Below are 15920 nucleotides of genomic sequence, written 5' to 3'. Positions count from 1 at the left end.
ACGAGGTGAGCCCGGGAATAGGAATCGGCGCCCCGCGTTGAACTTGAGCGTAACCGACTCAACTTCCTCAGGAGGACTGGTGCCCGACAACTTCAACGAGGCCGGAGCGAGCTCGTTCGACGACTTCCTCGCCCGCTACCTCGACGGTGAGCGCGCCCGCGCGGCGCGGTCGATCGACCTCAGCCGATTCCTCACCGCCCGTACCCAGAGCATTCTGCAGTCCGCAGGACGCTTCGCCCTTGAGCGCGGCCAGACCGAGCTCGACGCTCTGCATGTGCTCCGCGTCCTCATCGAGGACGAGGCCGTGTCGCAGGCCGTGCACCGCATCGGCGTGGATCCCGCCGTCATCGCCACGGCGACGGAGGCGCGCCTCCCGCAGGCCGACGAGGCCCACGCCACGCAGAACGCTGCGACCATCACCCCGAGCGCTCAGCGGGCGCTGTTCCACGCCTATCAGGTCGCCCGCGCCAGCGGCTCGACCTACATCGAGCCCGAGCACCTCTTCTTCGCGCTCGTGCTCGGCCAGGACGCCCCGGCCGGGCAGGTCCTCGCCCGCGCCGGCGTCACCGCGGAAGCCCTTACCGAGGGCATGCGCGAGGCCGACGCCCCGCAGCAGCAGACCGCCCCGCCCGCCTCCAACACTCCGATGCTCGACAAGTTCGGCACCGACCTCACCGCGCTCGCCCGCGAGGGCCGACTCGACCCGGTGATCGGGCGTGTCGATGAGATCGAGCAGACGATCGAGATCCTGAGTCGCCGCACGAAGAACAACCCGGTGCTGGTTGGCGAGGCCGGCGTCGGCAAGACGGCGATTGTCGAGGGCCTGGCCCGCGCGATCGTGGCGGAGGAGGTGCCCGAGCAACTGCGCGGCAAGCGCGTCGTTTCGCTTGATGTGCCCGGCATGCTGGCCGGGACGCGCTACCGCGGCGACTTCGAGGAGCGCCTGACGGGCACTCTGGATGAGATTGCCGCGCACGCCGGCGAGCTGATCGTCTTCATCGACGAGGTGCACACCGTCGTCGGTGCGGGCGGAGGCGGCGAGGGCGGCATGGACGCGGGGAACATCCTCAAGCCCCGGCTGGCCCGCGGAGAGCTGCACCTCGTCGGTGCCACGACGCTCACGGAGTACCGCACGATCGAGAAGGACCCGGCGCTGGAGCGGCGCTTCCAGCCGGTCCGTGTGGGCGAGCCGAGCATCGAGGACGCGGTAGCGATCCTGCACGGCCTGCGTTCCGCGTACCAGGAGCACCACCGGGTGACCTACACGGATGAGGCCCTGCGCGCCTCCGTCGAACTCTCGGCGCGGTACCTCACCGACCGTGTCCTGCCGGACAAGGCGATTGACCTGATCGACCAGGCCGGGGCGCGGCTCCGCCTGAAGCTGGGGGCGGGTGGTGACTCCGCTGCGCTGCTCGAGCGTCTGGCCACGCTCGAGGCCGACAAGAACGCGGCCGTCTCGGCTGAGCACTACGAGGAGGCGTCGCGTATTCGCGACGCGATGACGGCCGTGCAGGCCGAGCTCGAGGAAGCGGCCACCCCCGTTCAGGCGATCATCGGTGAGACCGAGATCGCCGCGGTCATCGCCCGGGCGACCGGCATTCCGGTATCGCGGCTCACGGAGGGGGAGCGCGAGCGCCTCGCGCACCTCGAGTCGGAGCTGCACCAGCGGGTTATCGGCCAGGACGCCGCGGTCGCCGCGGTCGCTCGGGCTGTCCGCCGCAGCCGCACCGGGCTCGGCGACGCGTCGCGGCCGGTCGGCTCGTTCCTGTTCCTCGGCCCGACCGGTGTCGGCAAGACCGAGTTGGCGCGCACCCTCGCCGGCTCGCTCTTCGCGGACGAGCAGGCGTTGATCCGCTTCGACATGAGCGAATTCGGCGAGCGGCACACGGTCTCGCGACTCGTCGGTGCCCCTCCCGGATACGTCGGCTATGACGAGGCCGGACAGCTGACCGAACGCGTGCGCCGCAATCCCTACTCCGTTGTCCTGTTCGACGAAATCGAGAAGGCGCACCCGGACGTGTTCACGCTGCTGCTCCAGGTCCTGGACGACGGTCGGCTGACCGACGGGCAGGGTCGCACCGTCGACTTCCGGAACACCGTCATCATCATGACCTCGAACCTCGGCTCGGAGTTTCTGGCCTCGCGGTCGGGTGCGCTCGGCTTCGTCGCGCAGAGTGACGCGTCGGCGGAGGGATTCGCCTCGGAGAAGGACCTGCACGACCGCGTGATGGGTCGACTCCGCGAGGCGATGCGTCCCGAGTTCCTCAACCGGATCGATGAGATCGTGCTGTTCCGCCGCCTCGGCCGCGAGCAGCTGCGCGAGATCGTCGGGATCGTCCTCGACGCCACGCGCGCACGCCTGGCTCCCCGCGGGGTTGCGCTCGAGGTGACGGAGGCCGCGGTCGACTGGCTCGCCGAGAACGGGTACGAGCCGCAATACGGTGCCCGTCCGCTTCGGCGCCTGGTGCAGCGCTCGATCGATGACCATATCGCGGACCTTGTCGTCAGCGGCGAGGTGTCCGACGGAGGCGCCGTGCGCGTCGATGCGGTGGCCGGCGAGCTGCGGGTCACCTCGGCCGCCGTGCTCCCGCTCGCGGCCTAGCGCCTCCGCCCGGCTCACCCCTCCGCGAGATGCCTCTGAAGACCGCCTCCGTTCCGTCGGCGTGTCGCGTACTCAAGTGGTATCTCGCGGAGGGAGAAAGAACGGGCGAGGAGGGGGAGACTGGAGGCATATGGGCGCGAGGACCGGAGGCACGATGTCGAATCCGCGGTATTACGACCCGGTGGGCAAGGCGGTCCGGTCGCTCTTGGTGCTGAGCTTCGTCTGCTTCGCACTCGCGGTCGGACTCTTCGCGCTCGACATCGTCACGCCGGGGACGGTGACCGACGCGCGCCGGCCCTACGCGGACGCGAGCGCGGCACTCGCCTCGTTCGGGATCCTCGCCCTGATCGTGTACTTCGCAACGGTCGCGATCGTCGGCGCCATTCGCGGTCGCGGTCAGTAGGCAACACCGGCGCTGGCAGCTCCGGACCCGCAGGCATCGTCGACCGCGTTCTCCCGAGCTGGAGGTGCAGGTCAGGGGCACTTCTTCGCGGTGATGGTCACCTTGAGGGCGGCGTCCGGAGCGACGGGCGAGCCGGCCGCCGGCTCTTGGGCCGTGACCTGCCCGGTGTCCGGGGCGTTCGGGTTCTCGGAGCAGGCGAGAGTGAGCTTCGTGAAGCCCGCCGCTCCGAACGCGTTCTTCGCGGCCTCGAGCTCCTGCCCCGTCACGCTCGGCACGGTCTTCTGAGTGCCGGAACTCGTGAAGACGGTGATTGCGGTCCCCGGTGCTGCCGTGCCAGAGGGTTCAGCGCGGGTGATCGTCCCAGCAGGTGCGTCGCTCGCTTCGGTACCGCCCTGGACGAAGTCGAAGCCCGCGGAGTCGAGCTTGGCCTTCGCATCGGCGACGGTAAGTCCCTTCACATCCGGGACGGTGGGCGCTGGTACGACCTGCAGCGATCCATCCGCCACGGGGAACTTGTCGCCGCCGTACTTCGCGTTCGCCGTCTGCATGTAGGGCTTCCAAATCCGGTGTCGCGCGAGTGCTGCGGGGCCGGACGGGAACGTCACGGCCCGCTGATTGACGTAGCCGTTGACGTTCATGACGCCGACGACGGTCGCGACCTTCGTGCTGGCGCCGCTCATCCAGGTGGCGATGGCGTCGTCTGTCGTTCCGGTCTTGCCGATGAGGGGAGTGCCGTCTCCGGGGTTGCTCTCCGTGGTCGTTCCGCCATCGAAGGTGGATTGCAGGGCAACAGCGGCGGTCGCCGCAACGTTGCCGTCAATCGCCTGCTTGCAGTCGGCGGCAGGAACGGGGAGGGAGGCCTCGCTGGAGTCGACGATCTTGTCGATAGCGACCGGCCTGCAGACCGTCCCGCCGGCAGCGATGCCCGCGAATGCCGTGGCCATGCTCAGCGGAGCGACTTCGTTGGTCCCGAGGACCGCGGACCCATTCTCTCCGAGGACGTTCCCATCGGCGCGGTGCACGCCGAACGACTCGGCTGTTCCCTTGATCGCACAGAGGTCCAGCTTCTTCGCCATCGCGACGAAGCCGGTGTTCTCGGACTTCTTCGTGCTGTACGCCGCGGTCCACGTGTCGCCGGTGCCGCCCTCATCGTTCTTCGGTGACCAGCCGGCCTGCGACCAGGTGCCGTTGGCGTTGCAGCTGTCCTCGAAGGTCCCCCAGTCGGAGCGGACCTTCGCGTTCACGCTCTCGTTGAGGCTGTGCCCCTCCTTGAGCCACTCCATCAGAGTGAAGATCTTGTAGGTGGATCCGGGCTGGAAGCCGGAGGATCCGCCGTAGGAAAAGTCGGTGTTGTAATTCACGCCCGTCGCCGTGGGGTCGGCCGCCTGGACGTCCGGATCCTGCGAGTACGTCTTGTTCTGCGCCATCGAGAGGACACGTCCGGAGCCGGGCTGCACGCTGACGACGACCGCGCCCACGTCGAAGTTCGGCATGGTGCGCGGCACCTGGGCGTCGAGGTTCCGCTGCGCAGCGTTCTGGAGGTCGACGTCGAGTGTCGTGTACACGTCGAGGCCGCCGCGGCGGAAATTACTCCAGCGGCTGTCCTCGTCGGCACCGAAGATGCTGTCGTTGCGCAGGACGTTGGTGACGTAATCGCAGAAGAAGCCCGCGTTCCCCGCCGTCGAGCAGCCGGTGCTGGGCTGGGTGATTGTCGGCTCGACGGGAGTGGCGACGGCGGCATCGTGATCCTCCTGCGAGATCTTCCCCTCCTCGAGCATCTTTCCGATGATGTAGTCGCGGCGGTCCTTGTTGCGGGCGTAGCCGTTCGCGGCGCCGTTGTCCGCGTTATCGGGCTGGTCGATCCGCAGCACGGAGGGGTTGTTCACGATCGCGATGAGCGACGCCGCCTGGGCGATCGAGAGGTCGGCCGCGGTGGTGCCGTAGTAGTAATTCGCCGCGGTCTCGAGGCCGTAGGTGGTGCCTCCAAAGAACGCGATGTTGAGGTAACCCTGGAGGATCTGGTCCTTCGTGTACTGCTTCTCAAGGCCGATTGCGAATTTCATCTCGCGGAGCTTGCGCTCGGGCGATGTGCGGGTTGCCTCATCGATCGCCGCGGCGCGCTCGGCCTCGTCGGTGATATTGCGTACGGCCTTCTCAACGAGCACGTTCTTGACGTACTGCTGCGTGATGGAGGAGCCGCCCTGCACGTCGCTACCGAGCACGTAGGTCTGGGCGACTGCGCGGAGCGTGCCGGGGAGGTCGACTCCGCCGTGCACGTAGAAGCGGGGATCCTCACCCGAGACGGCGGCGTCCTTCGCGGACTGCGCGATCCGGTCGAGCGGGACTTCGACGCGATTCTCGACGTAGAAGGAGGCGAGCAGCTGCGGTGAGCCGTTGGCGCTCGTCGCGTAGATGTTGCTCTTCTCGGAAAGCTTGTCGACCTCGAGGTAGTCGGGCAGTCCGTCGAAGACTCCGATCGACTCGTTCGCGGCGACTCCGGCGAGAGCCACGGCGGGGGTGACGGTGGCGGTCACGAGGATTCCGGCCACCACACTCATGCCCAGGAAGCCGATGGTCGCCTTGATGACACTTCCGATGGTCTTTCTGTCGGACGTCAAACCTTCTCCTTCGGAAATCCCCCGGATGATACGACGACCGTGGCCGACGCCCTGCGCGCTGTCTGCGCGAGGTCAACCTCGATAGACTAACCCGAGACTTCCCGAAGACGAAGGCCCGGCCAGAGGCCCGAAACGGCTGTGAAGCCGTGGAGGAGCCGCGATTGTCTGCCGGCGTGACCCCCGCGAATGCTCAGGCGGTGACCGGCCACACGTAGTCGAGGTCGTTGGGCGTGCCCGGGAACAGCGGGGCGTAGTGCTCCTCGTCCTTCGCCACGAGTTTCGAGCGGTGCGAGAGATGCACGAGTTCATCGCCGAACCACGGCGGCATCGGGTACTCACCGGAGAGGTACGCGGCGAGGTCCGGCGGCACGGCCGCGAGTGCCGCCTCCGTCTTCACCAGGCAGGTGTCGGCGAAGCCGCGTGCGGCCCACTCGGCGCAGGTCTCGCGCTGGTACGCCATGAGGGCGGGCCGGTAGCCGCGCCACATTCGCGTGACGGGATGGTTCTGCCAGCCGTAGCCGGGCACGGTGAGCGCTCGCATCACCTGCAGCGTCTCGACCCGCTGCTTGCCCAGTCGCTTGCTATCGAGGGCGCGGACGCTGCTGGCCAGGTCGGGGTAGGGGAGAAAGGTCTGCATCCCTCCCATTCAACAGCCGCCCGACGTCGCGCGGCCACTGCTCGGGTCCGCACGGCCGCCCCGTCCTCGGCGGGGAGCACCCCGCGCTCGGGCGGATGGGGATCAGCATCGCCCATTGCGACGGCGCCGTCGTCGCGGCGCTGGCGACCGGCCGTGACATCGGGATCGACGCGGTGCGCGCCCGCGAGGGCGCGACGGAGGCATGGATCGAGGGCTCGAGCCGCTACTTCGCGGTCTCGGAGTCGGCGGTGCACTCCGCGCTCGTGGTAGCGGTGGCCGTCGCTCAGGACTGAGAGCGGGAGGGCGGCAGCCGGTGTCGACGCGAACAGTTCGGTCGACATCAGTCAGAACGGCTGAGGCTGAGGACCGCGGCGAGTTCCTGCGCGAGCGGCGGCCGCCGTCCGCGCCGCCGACCGCGCCGGGGCGCCGGTAAGCGGGCGCGGGTCTCGGCGCGTCCGTACACTGGCGCGCGAGAGCGACCCCCCTGCGGGTGGGGTGAAAGGAATGGCCGGCACGATGAGTAGTCCCGATCGTTACGTCCGGCATGGGCGCCTGCGGCCGCGGTCCGGTGCCCGCTCCCTCCTCCTCCTGGTCGCTGCCTGCCTGGGCGTGCTCGCCGTGAGCGGAGCCTCGCTCGTCGCGATCGCGACGGTCAGTATCAGCCGGAACGTCGCGGACAACGCGGTCGACCTAGGTATCGAGGCTCCCGGTGGCGCCGGCTCGCAGATGGGGGCAATCGAGGGCGGCTTCTCCGTTCTCGTCGTCGGTACCGACAACGATGCGACCCAGGGGGAGCGGTTCGGGGTCCGCGACGCGACCCTCAACGACGTCAATATCCTCCTGCACGTGTCAGCCGATCACCGCAGCGCGACAGTGATCAGCTTCCCCCGCGACCTGATCCTCGATCGCCCCGACTGCACCGACACCAAGACGGGCACCGTCAACGCGGCGGAGGCGGGCGTCTCGCTGAACTCGACCTTCGAGGACGGGGGCTTGGCCTGCGTCAACGACACCCTGCAGCGATTCACCGGCCTGAGCGTCCCCTACGCGGGCTGGGTGTCGTTCGACGGCGTGATCGAGATGAGCAACGCCGTCGGCGGCGTCCCCATCTGCCTGTCCGGTCCGGTTCTCGATACCGATTCAGGGCTCGACCTACCCGCGGGGACCACGACCGTGTCCGGAGCGACCGCGCTCGCGTTCCTGCGCACCCGCCACGGTGTCGGCGACGGGAGCGACCTCAGCCGCATCTCCTCGCAGCAGCAGTACCTCGCTTCTCTCATGCGCACCGTCCGCTCCGCGAACACGCTCTCGAACTTCCCAGCGCTCTACGGACTCGCCCACGCAGCGTCCTCGAACCTGCACCTCTCGACCACCATGACGAGTCCGGCGACGATGATCGCGCTCGCCCTCTCGCTCAAGGACATCGATCTGTCGCAAATGGTGTTCGTGCAGTACCCGGTGCTCGATGACCCCAACCGCCCCGGAAAGGTCGTTCCGGACACGGTGCTCGGCGCCGAACTGATGACGCGGGTCGTTAACGACCAGCCCGTCACGCTGGCCTCGACTCCGGCCGCAGAGCAACCGCAACAGGGAGCCGGGACGCCCGCCGCGACCCAGGGGCCGGCCGCCCCGGAGGAACTGGCAGCCCCCGGCCAGACCGCTGCACAGCAGACCTGCGCGGTCCCGTCGAACTGAGCCCGCCATGTGTCGACACGGTGCGACGGGGCTGAGCGGTCAGACGTCCTCGCCAATCGAGAGGCGGAGCCGGCGGATCTGAGCTTCGAGAGCCGCGTGACACTCCTGATCGGTGGGCGTGTGTCCACGGCGTGCCCCGAGGTCGGTCCGGTCGGGAGGCGTCACGTGATCAGCTCCAGCGTGAAAACGGTCGTGCAGGGGATCGCGGACGCCTCGGTCCTCGGTCGAGAGCCGCCCGAACTCTGCAGGCTTAGCCTGGCACCGTCCGACGCCGCGGCGCGAAACGACGCCCGCTGTGGAGGGAAAGCGGCGCGAGCGGCCATGATGTGGAGGTGCGTGTCTCGGTCGTCGTCCCCGTCTGGAACGAGGAGGACTGCATCATCCGCTGCCTCGAGGCGCTACAGAGGCAGACGGTCGCGCCGTTCGAGGTGATCGTCGTCGACAACCTCTCGACCGACGACACGGTCCAGCGCGTGCTCGCGATGGAACCGAGCGGCGTCCCGATCCGCGTGCTGCGGCAGGACCGCCGCCAGGGGCTGATCCCGACGCGCGACCACGGGTTCGAGGCGGCCCAGGGAGACGTCCTCGCGCGCATCGATGCCGACACCGTCGTCCGAAACGACTGGGTGGAGCGGCTGACGGCGAGTTTCGCATCCGGTTCCGTCTGCGCCGTGACCGGCTCAGTCGGCTACTACGACGTCGTCGGCGCATCTGTACTCGGGCGCCTCGACCTCGGGGTGCGGCGGCTTTTGTTCGCCCTCGAGCGGCGTCAGCCGTACCTGTTCGGCTCGAACATGGCGATCCGGCGCGATGCGTGGCTGCTGATCGCCGACGAGGTGTGCGCCGACGTCGAGGACCGATTCCATGAGGACATTGACCTCGCGATCCATCTGACCCGACGAGCGTTGCCCATCCACTTCGACTCCGCCGTGCGGGTCACGATCTCGGCGCGTCGCCTGAACTGCACCGCCTCCGACTTTCACGACTACCTTTTGCGGTTCAGCAGGACCTTCGAGGCGCACGAGACGACCCACGTTCCGCTGCGTCTTGTCGCCGCGCTGCTGCGCGTCGGCTTCCCGCTTCTTCGCCGCGCCCATCTGCGGGCCGTCGCTCCCGGGCCGCTCGCGCCAGCGGCCGAACGGGTCGACGTGTGACTACGTCCCCAGTGAGGGAGCCCTGAACCAGTCAGGGAGCCCGCTGGAGCGGGCGGCCTCGACGGTTCGTGGTTCCCTCGCTGCCCCGGGAGGCCGGGGCAGGTTGCGGAGGTGTGTCGGCCTCTGGCAATGTCCTCTCCGGACTTATCTGGACGTTCTCGGGGGAGACAATAATGCACTGTGCCGCTTGGGTGAAGCGAATGTCGACCGGCCTAGCGACAGTGGCGGTTCTCGCCTCCGTCGCCCTCGGCCCGGTTGCCACGGCCGATGATGCTCCCTCTGGATACCTGACCGCCGCGCAGATCGATGCCGTCTCGGCGGTGATGACCGACGCGGGCGTTCCCGCGAATGAACAGGCGAGCCTGATCGCTACCCTGAACGCCGGGAAGGCGGTCGAGTCCCAGATCAGCTCATCCATCCCGGTCTCCACCTTCACCGAGCAGCGCGCCGGTCGTACGCGCACCGTCAGCGTCTTTAGCGACGGCTCGCGCCGGTGGATCGAGCAGCAGACGCCGACGACGGACAAAGGAACCTCGATGCAGGCGATTGACCCGCAGAGAAGCGAATGCAGCTATGGCGGCGGCTGGTTCAGCAACTGCAAGATCGCTATCAGTGACATTGTCAGCACTGCGTCATTTCGGGTCGACTACGCGGCCGACAAAGTCCGGGATTACCGCGGAGCCGGCTGCAACAATTCTGTCGGCAGCTGCTCTGTTTCCGGCGGAATCAAGCGCCCCACCGCGGGGTCGGAGGGGCCCGCCTGGGCGGAAATGGAATTCCACGCGAACGTCGGGCCAATCGCAAATGTCGCCAGCGGCGCATTCGGTATCCGCGTCGAAGGTCCGTGGGTCTCGCTGTACGGCTCCTGACTGTACGGCTCCTGACTCGAAGGCAGCAATGGCGGCCCGATCAGGTGCTTCGAGGGCGACGGAGTGGCCTTCTCGGTTGGAGCGCTCTGGCGCGCAGCCGGTCGCTCGCTCCTCACCGCGGCGCGCGCAACTCCCCGAGCGTCCCGTCGTGCAGTGGTTCCGTCTCCCACTGCGCGGTGAACGTTCGTCCCTCCGGCGAGAGTTCAACGTGCAGCCGGTGCGGCGTTTCGAGGAACAGCACGTCCACCCACCGGCCTCCGCTGACACCTCGACGGCGGACAGCCACGACGACCCCGCCGCGGGAGTGTAGCTGCCGGTGGCGGGGGAGGCACCCTCAAGCGGAGGCAGCGCCAGCGCCGCGAGCCGGTCGACCAGCCGCGCATCCGCCTCCGAAGTCGACCCGCGCCCTACCGCCGGCAGCAGGTGCTCCCACGCCAGCGAGAGCAGCGTCTGCGTCTGCGTCGTCTGTCCGGTGAGCGCGACCACCAGCTCAAGCTCGGGAACGATCAGACTGAACTGCCCAGAGGCGCCATCCGCCCGGTATCCGAAGGCGGATCGCCAGAACTGGAAGCCGTAGCCCGCTTGCCAGTCCGGCCCGCCGTCCTCGTGCGTGTCGATGTGTGCGCGCGAGGCCTCGCGCACCCACTCGGGGGAGAGGAGCTGCCGGTCGCCCCAGCGCCCCTCCTGCACGTAGAGCTGACCGAGCGCGGCGGCGGCCTCTGTCGTGGCATGCAGTCCGCTGTAGCCGATCTCGCGGCCGGAGGCGTCGCGCTGCCAGGCCACCTCGCCGATACCGAGTGGATCGAGCAGGCGCGGGCGGAGGTAGTCGACCAGCGAGTCACCACTGACCCGCTGGACGATCGCGGCGGCCGTGAAGGTGCAGGGCTGGTTGTAGGCGAAGACGCTCCCGGGCTCCTGCTCGGGCGGGAGGAGGAGGAAGCCGCGGACCATGTCTACCGGATCGATCGCGCGGACCCGGTCTATCGTCTCGGCGGTGTGGCCGCTGGCCATCGCGAGGACATGACGGACACGGATCGAGCGCGAGCGTAGATCCGTCACCTCGGCGTCGAGCTCGCCCACCAGCCCTCGGCCACCACGTCGCCACCCTGCACGACCATCAGGCCGTGCAGCTCGACGCCGGGGGCGGCCTCGACCGCATCGACGAAAGCGAGAACTCCCTCGGCGTCGAGGCAACGGGCGGACGGAGTGCTTCTCGGCAGTGAGCGCGACATGTCCCGATGCTACGGGTGGGCAGGCGCCCGGCTCAGGTGGGCTCGGCGCCGGGCTCCGCCGGGAACGGGCCGACCCCCAGCAGGAACCGGAGGAGCGCGTCGGCCGGGACGCGCAGGGCAGGGCCGGCGCCCAGCTCCCACTCCGCATCGGTCGGCGAGAGGGTGCGACCGCGGACGGCGGCGCGGATCGCGAGCGGCGCGCGTTGCAGGCGGTCGAGGGCGACGGCTCCGGAGACACGGGGCGGCAGCGCGAACGGGTGGGGAGAGAGGGCGAATTCGACGCGGACGACCTCGACCAGCTCGGCCACGGAACGCGGTCCGCTGCCTGAGCGGCGAGCGGAGGCGAGAGCTGCCAGAGCGGCGGGGACGTCGGCGGGCGGGGGAGGGGAGGAGGCTTCGCGAGCGCCGAAGCGGGTGGCTACGCGCTGGCGGGTGCTGCTCGACAGCCGCACGACGAGCTCCCCGAGGAGGGCGTCCCGGGAGACGGCACTGGCCGCCTCCCTCTCCGTCAGGGTGGGCGAGGCGGCCAGGACGGCGAGGCGGTCGAGCCGCTCGGCGACGAGGGGGCGCCAGTCACTGCTGACGCCCGTCTCGTCGACCGAGGGTCCGGTGCCCAGCGGCAGGTACCGCGACCAGTCGGGCACGACCCCAGGGCCTAGCGTCCGCCCGAGCGGCGCTTGTTGTAGACGTCGAAGGCGACCGCGAGCAGGAGCACGAGGCCCTTGACCGCCTGCTGCCACTCGCTGCCGATGCCCATGATCGACATACCGTTGTTCAGGACGCCGATGATGAGTCCACCGATGATCGCGCCGCCGATGGTGCCGACGCCGCCCTGAACCGCAGCGCCGCCGATGAAGGCGGCCGAGATGGCCTCGAGCTCGAAGCCGTCGCCTGCTTTCGGTCCAGCGAGGTTGAGGCGCGCGGTAAAGACGAGGCCGGCCAGCGCCGCGAGGACGCCCATGTTGACGAACAGCCAGAACGTGACGTTACGGGTCTTGATGCCCGAGAGTTCAGCGGCGTGCAGGTTGCCGCCGATGGCGTAGACGTGACGGCCGAAGACCGAGCGGTTCATCACCACTCCGTAGATCAGCACCAGGACGGCGAGGATGATCAGCGTAACCGGGATGCCCTTGAAGGTGGCCAGCGCGTAAGCAAAGGCGGCGACTGCGACTGCGACCAGGACGAGCTTGGTGACGAACCAGGCGCCTGGCTCCACGCTCTGCGCATACTTCTGCCGGCCGCGGCGAGTACGCACGGACTGCACGGTGAACGCGACGATCGCGAGCGCGCCGATGACGAGCGATAGCGGGTCGAGATCGGTCTTGCCGAACAGGTCGGTGAGGAATCCGTTTCCCAGCGCGCGGTACTCAGTGGGGAAGGAGCCGATATTCGCGTTACCGAGGACGACGAGCGCCAGGCCGCGGAAGATCAACATGCCCGCCAACGTCACGATGAACGCCGGGATCCCGACAAAGGCGATCCAGAAGCCCTGCCAGGCTCCGACCGCCGCACCGATCAGAAGGGAGAGGACGATCGACAGCCACCAGGGGAGGCCGAGATTGACCGCGAACACTCCCGAGATCGCGCCGACGAAGGCGGCAACCGAGCCGACCGAGAGGTCGATGTGCCCGGCCACAATCACCATCACCATGCCGATGGCGAGGATCAGGATGTAGCCGTTTTGAACAATCAGGTTCGAGATGTTCTGCGGGCGGAGCAGGATTCCGCCTGTCATGACCTCGAACAGCACCACCACCACGATCAGGGCGATGAAGATGCCGTTCTTGCCGAGGTCGCCCAGCACGTGACTGAGGCGGTTCGTGAAGGCGTTCTCGGTGGGCTTCACCTGCGCGCCCGCCGCGGTGGACGGGCCGTTCTGCAGATCGGTCATCGTTGCTTCTCCTGGGTCATGAGAGTGAGGACTGCCTCGGGCGTCGCCTCGGCGATGGGCAGCTCGCCCGTGATGCGGCCTTCCGACAGCGCATAGACGCGGTCGCAGATGCCGAGCAGCTCGGGGAGCTCGGAGGAGATGACGATGATCCCCTTACCCTGTGCCGCGAGCCGGTTGATGATGGTGTAGATCTCGTACTTTGCCCCCACGTCGATACCGCGGGTGGGCTCGTCGAGAATGAGAACGTCCGGGTCGGAGTAAATCCACTTCGACAGGACGACCTTCTGCTGATTACCTCCCGAGAGCTTCCCGGTCTTCGCGAGCACGGTCGGCGACTTGATATTCATGCTGCCGCGGTACTCGTTGGCGACCTCGAACTCGCGGTTGTCGTCGACCAGTCCGCCGCGTGCCACTTTGTCCAGTGACGCGAGCGAGATGTTCCGCTTGATGTCGTCGATGAGGTTGAGGCCGTAATGCTTGCGGTCCTCGGTCGCGTAGGCGAGGCCATGCGCGATCGCCTCCGAGACGTTGCGGATCTTGATCTCCTTGCCCGCTTTGAACACCTGGCCGGAAATGCGGCTGCCGTAGGAGCGGCCGAAGAGGCTCATGGCGAATTCGGTGCGCCCGGCGCCCATGAGGCCCGCAATGCCGACGATCTCGCCGCGATGCACGGTCAGATTGACCTTGTCGACCATTACCCGAGTGGGGTCCTGAGGGTGGTGGGCCGTCCAGTCGACCACGCGCAGGATCTCCTCGCCGATATGCGGCGTGTGATCCGGATAGCGGTGGTCGAGGTCGCGGCCGACCATGTCCTTAATGATGCGGTCCTCGGTGACGTCGTCGTGGGCGATCGTCTCGATGGTCTTGCCGTCGCGGATGACCGTGACGGTGTCCGCGATCTTCTTGATCTCGTTCAGCTTGTGGCTGATGATGATCGACGTGATCCCCTGCCCCTTCAGGTGCAGAATCAGGTCAAGCAAGTGGTCCGAGTCCTCGTCGTTCAGCGCCGCGGTCGGCTCGTCGAGGATGAGCAGCTTGACCCGCTTCGAGAGCGCCTTCGCGATCTCGACGAGCTGCTGCTTGCCGACTCCGATCTCGAGGATCTTGGTGGTCGGGTTCTCACGCAGACCGACGCGGGCGAGCAGAGCGGCCGCCTCCTGGTTGGTCTTGTTCCAGTCGATCAGCCCGCCGAAGCCGCGCACCTCATTGCCGAGGAAGATGTTCTCCGCGATGGAGAGGTAGGGGCTGAGGGCCAGCTCCTGGTGGATGATGACGATGCCCTTCGCTTCCGAGTCGCGGATGTTCGCGAACTGCATCACTTCATCCTCGAAGACGATGTCGCCCTCGTAGGTGCCGTGAGGATAAACGCCGGACAACACCTTCATCAGCGTCGACTTACCGGCGCCGTTCTCTCCGCAGATTGCGTGGACCTCGCCGCGCTGGGCATTGAGTGTGACGTCCTGGAGCGCCTTCACTCCCGGGAACGTCTTGGTGATGCCGCGCATCTCGAGGATGTTCGTGGTCACGCGTGCCTCCTTTCCTTCAGAGAGCCGGGCCTCCTCTCGGAGGCCCGGCACAGTGCTCGTCACCGCAGGTGACGGCTAAGAAACTTCTCCGCGGGGCCCGCGATAGCTCAGCCGTTGACTTCGGCGTCGGTGTAGTAGCCGCCATCAACGAGCACGGACTGGATCTGGTCCTTCGTGACGATGACCGGGTCGAGCAGGAAGGCCGGGACGGTCTTCTTGCCGTTGTCATAGGTGTCGGTGTCGTTGACCTCGGGCTCGGTGCCCTCGAGGACGGCCTGCGCCATCTTCACGGCCTCCTTGGCGAGCTCGCGGGTGTCCTTGTAGATGGTCGCGTACTGCTCACCGGCGATGATCGCCTTGACGGAGTCGAGTTCGGCGTCCTGACCAGTGATGATCGGGAAGTCGGACCCGACGGTGTAGCCGGCGTCGGTCAGAGCCGAGATGATGCCGCGGCTGAGGCCGTCATAGGGCGAGAGGACTCCCTGGACTTTGGAGCCGTCGGAGTACGTCTTGGTGATGATGTCCTCCATGCGGCTCTGGGCGACTTCACCGTCCCAGCGGAGGGTAGCGACGGTGCTGAAGTCGGTCTCGCCGGACTTGACGACGAGCGTCTTGTTGTCGATGTAGGGCTTCAGGGTGTCCATTGCGCCGTTGAAGAAGAACGTGGCGTTGTTGTCGTCGGGGCTTCCGGCGAACAGCTCAATGTTGAAGGGGCCCGCGGGGGCGGTGGCAGCCTTGGCGCCGGTGAGGTCGGTCAGACCGAGGCCGGCGAGGAGCGAGGTGGCCTGCTGGACGCCGACCTTGTAGTTGTCGAACGTGGCGTAGTAGTCCACGTTCTCGGAGTTGCGGATGAGGCGGTCGTAGGCGATGACGGGAATGTCATTGGACTTCGCCTCTTCGAGCACGCTCGTGAGGGTGGTGCCGTCAATCGAGGCGACGATCAGGGCTTTGGCGCCCTTGGTGATCATGTTCTCGAGCTGCGAAACCTGGGTGGGGATGTCGTCCTCGGCGTACTGCAGGTCGACCTGGTAGCCAGCTTCTTCGAGCTGCGACTTGACGTTGTTGCCGTCAGCGATCCAGCGCTCGGACGACTTGGTCGGCATCGCGACGCCGACGAGGCCGCCGCCGCCGGACCCCGAGCCAGAGCCGCCGCTTCCGGAGGAGCAGGCGGCGAGGGAGAGGATCATCGCTCCGCCGGCGATACCGGCGATGAGAGCGCGCTTCATTGTGGTCACTGTTGTTCCTTCGTCATTGAATGCAGTGGATGCAGAGCCGCCCTCGGATTCGGGACGG

At 67.7% G+C, this 15920-nt stretch carries 13 protein-coding genes; 5 read left to right on the top strand and 8 right to left on the bottom strand.

From position 1 onward, the window contains the following. Positions 1 to 79: 79 nt before the first annotated feature. Positions 80 to 2602 carry an AAA family ATPase gene (locus tag HRF29_RS06885; RefSeq protein ID WP_173246732.1) on the top strand — a complete coding sequence of 841 codons (2523 nt, stop codon included), beginning with the start codon at positions 80 to 82 and terminating at the stop codon, positions 2600 to 2602. Positions 2603 to 2732: 130 nt separating this feature from the next. Further along, positions 2733 to 3005 carry a hypothetical protein gene (locus HRF29_RS06880; RefSeq protein WP_222929613.1) on the top strand — a complete coding sequence of 91 codons (273 nt, stop codon included), beginning with the start codon at positions 2733 to 2735 and terminating at the stop codon, positions 3003 to 3005. A gap of 71 nt (positions 3006 to 3076) precedes the next feature. On the opposite strand, the gene HRF29_RS06875 is transcribed toward HRF29_RS06880, so the two are convergent. Both HRF29_RS06875 and HRF29_RS06870 read right to left on the bottom strand, forming a co-directional pair. Beyond that, positions 3077 to 5623 carry a transglycosylase domain-containing protein gene (locus HRF29_RS06875; protein ID WP_246226810.1) on the bottom strand — a complete coding sequence of 849 codons (2547 nt, stop codon included), beginning with the start codon at positions 5621 to 5623 and terminating at the stop codon, positions 3077 to 3079. Between the two features lie 190 nt (positions 5624 to 5813). Continuing rightward, a complete protein-coding gene (locus HRF29_RS06870) occupies positions 5814 to 6260 on the bottom strand; it encodes an MSMEG_6728 family protein (protein WP_173246726.1) in 447 nt (148 codons plus the stop codon). A 95-nt stretch (positions 6261 to 6355) separates the two neighbouring features. Here HRF29_RS06870 and HRF29_RS06865 point away from each other — a divergent pair, with 95 nt between their 5' ends. From HRF29_RS06865 to HRF29_RS06855, 3 genes are all read left to right on the top strand, one after another. Further along, on the top strand, positions 6356 to 6553 hold the full coding sequence (locus HRF29_RS06865) for a 4'-phosphopantetheinyl transferase family protein (protein WP_173246723.1): 198 nt from the start codon (positions 6356 to 6358) through the stop codon (positions 6551 to 6553). A 223-nt stretch (positions 6554 to 6776) separates the two neighbouring features. Then, on the top strand, positions 6777 to 7955 hold the full coding sequence (locus HRF29_RS06860; RefSeq protein WP_173246720.1) for an LCP family protein: 1179 nt from the start codon (positions 6777 to 6779) through the stop codon (positions 7953 to 7955). Positions 7956 to 8287: 332 nt separating this feature from the next. Next, positions 8288 to 9109, top strand: coding sequence for a glycosyltransferase (locus HRF29_RS06855; RefSeq protein WP_173246717.1), 822 nt, complete (start codon positions 8288 to 8290; stop codon positions 9107 to 9109). 632 nt (positions 9110 to 9741) lie between these two features. Here the strand turns inward: HRF29_RS06855 and HRF29_RS06845 are convergent. From HRF29_RS06845 to chvE, 6 genes are all read right to left on the bottom strand, one after another. Then, on the bottom strand, positions 9742 to 11058 hold the full coding sequence (locus HRF29_RS06845) for a serine hydrolase domain-containing protein (RefSeq protein ID WP_222929612.1): 1317 nt from the start codon (positions 11056 to 11058) through the stop codon (positions 9742 to 9744). Next, complete coding sequence (locus tag HRF29_RS14665; protein WP_222929611.1) at positions 11034 to 11210, bottom strand: hypothetical protein; 177 nt, start codon at positions 11208 to 11210, stop codon at positions 11034 to 11036. Before HRF29_RS14665 ends, HRF29_RS06845 begins: the two co-directional genes overlap by 25 nt. A gap of 32 nt (positions 11211 to 11242) precedes the next feature. Then, positions 11243 to 11854, bottom strand: a complete 612-nt coding sequence (locus HRF29_RS06840) for a hypothetical protein (protein ID WP_173246711.1) — start codon at positions 11852 to 11854, stop codon at positions 11243 to 11245. An 11-nt stretch (positions 11855 to 11865) separates the two neighbouring features. Continuing rightward, complete coding sequence (mmsB, locus tag HRF29_RS06835) at positions 11866 to 13101, bottom strand: multiple monosaccharide ABC transporter permease (protein WP_173246708.1); 1236 nt, start codon at positions 13099 to 13101, stop codon at positions 11866 to 11868. After that, entirely contained in the window at positions 13098 to 14627 is a 1530-nt protein-coding gene (mmsA, locus tag HRF29_RS06830) for a multiple monosaccharide ABC transporter ATP-binding protein (protein WP_173246704.1), read from the bottom strand. The genes mmsB and mmsA overlap by 4 nt, the downstream gene beginning before the upstream one ends. Positions 14628 to 14734: 107 nt before the next feature. Continuing rightward, positions 14735 to 15853, bottom strand: a complete 1119-nt coding sequence (gene chvE / locus HRF29_RS06825; RefSeq protein WP_173246701.1) for a multiple monosaccharide ABC transporter substrate-binding protein — start codon at positions 15851 to 15853, stop codon at positions 14735 to 14737. Between the last annotated feature and the right edge of the window lie 67 nt (positions 15854 to 15920).

Origin of the sequence: Rathayibacter agropyri (assembly GCF_013249015.1) — a bacterium.
Lineage (GTDB): Bacteria > Actinomycetota > Actinomycetes > Actinomycetales > Microbacteriaceae > Rathayibacter > Rathayibacter agropyri.
Note: the sequence above shows the minus strand (reverse complement) of the source record. Positions and strands in the feature narration are given on the sequence as shown.

Bases quoted from the DNA above. Each gene is read 5' to 3' on its own strand.
- HRF29_RS06880 (WP_222929613.1), top strand. From the start codon at position 2,733: ATGGGCGCGAGGACCGGAGGCACGATGTCGAATCCGCGGTATTACGAC.
- HRF29_RS06870 (WP_173246726.1), bottom strand. From the start codon at position 6,260: ATGCAGACCTTTCTCCCCTACCCCGACCTGGCCAGCAGCGTCCGCGCC.
- HRF29_RS06865 (WP_173246723.1), top strand. From the start codon at position 6,356: ATGGGGATCAGCATCGCCCATTGCGACGGCGCCGTCGTCGCGGCGCTG.
- HRF29_RS06860 (WP_173246720.1), top strand. From the start codon at position 6,777: ATGAGTAGTCCCGATCGTTACGTCCGGCATGGGCGCCTGCGGCCGCGG.
- HRF29_RS14665 (WP_222929611.1), bottom strand. From the start codon at position 11,210: ATGTCGCGCTCACTGCCGAGAAGCACTCCGTCCGCCCGTTGCCTCGAC.
- mmsB (WP_173246708.1), bottom strand. From the start codon at position 13,101: ATGACCGATCTGCAGAACGGCCCGTCCACCGCGGCGGGCGCGCAGGTG.
- chvE (WP_173246701.1), bottom strand. From the start codon at position 15,853: ATGAAGCGCGCTCTCATCGCCGGTATCGCCGGCGGAGCGATGATCCTC.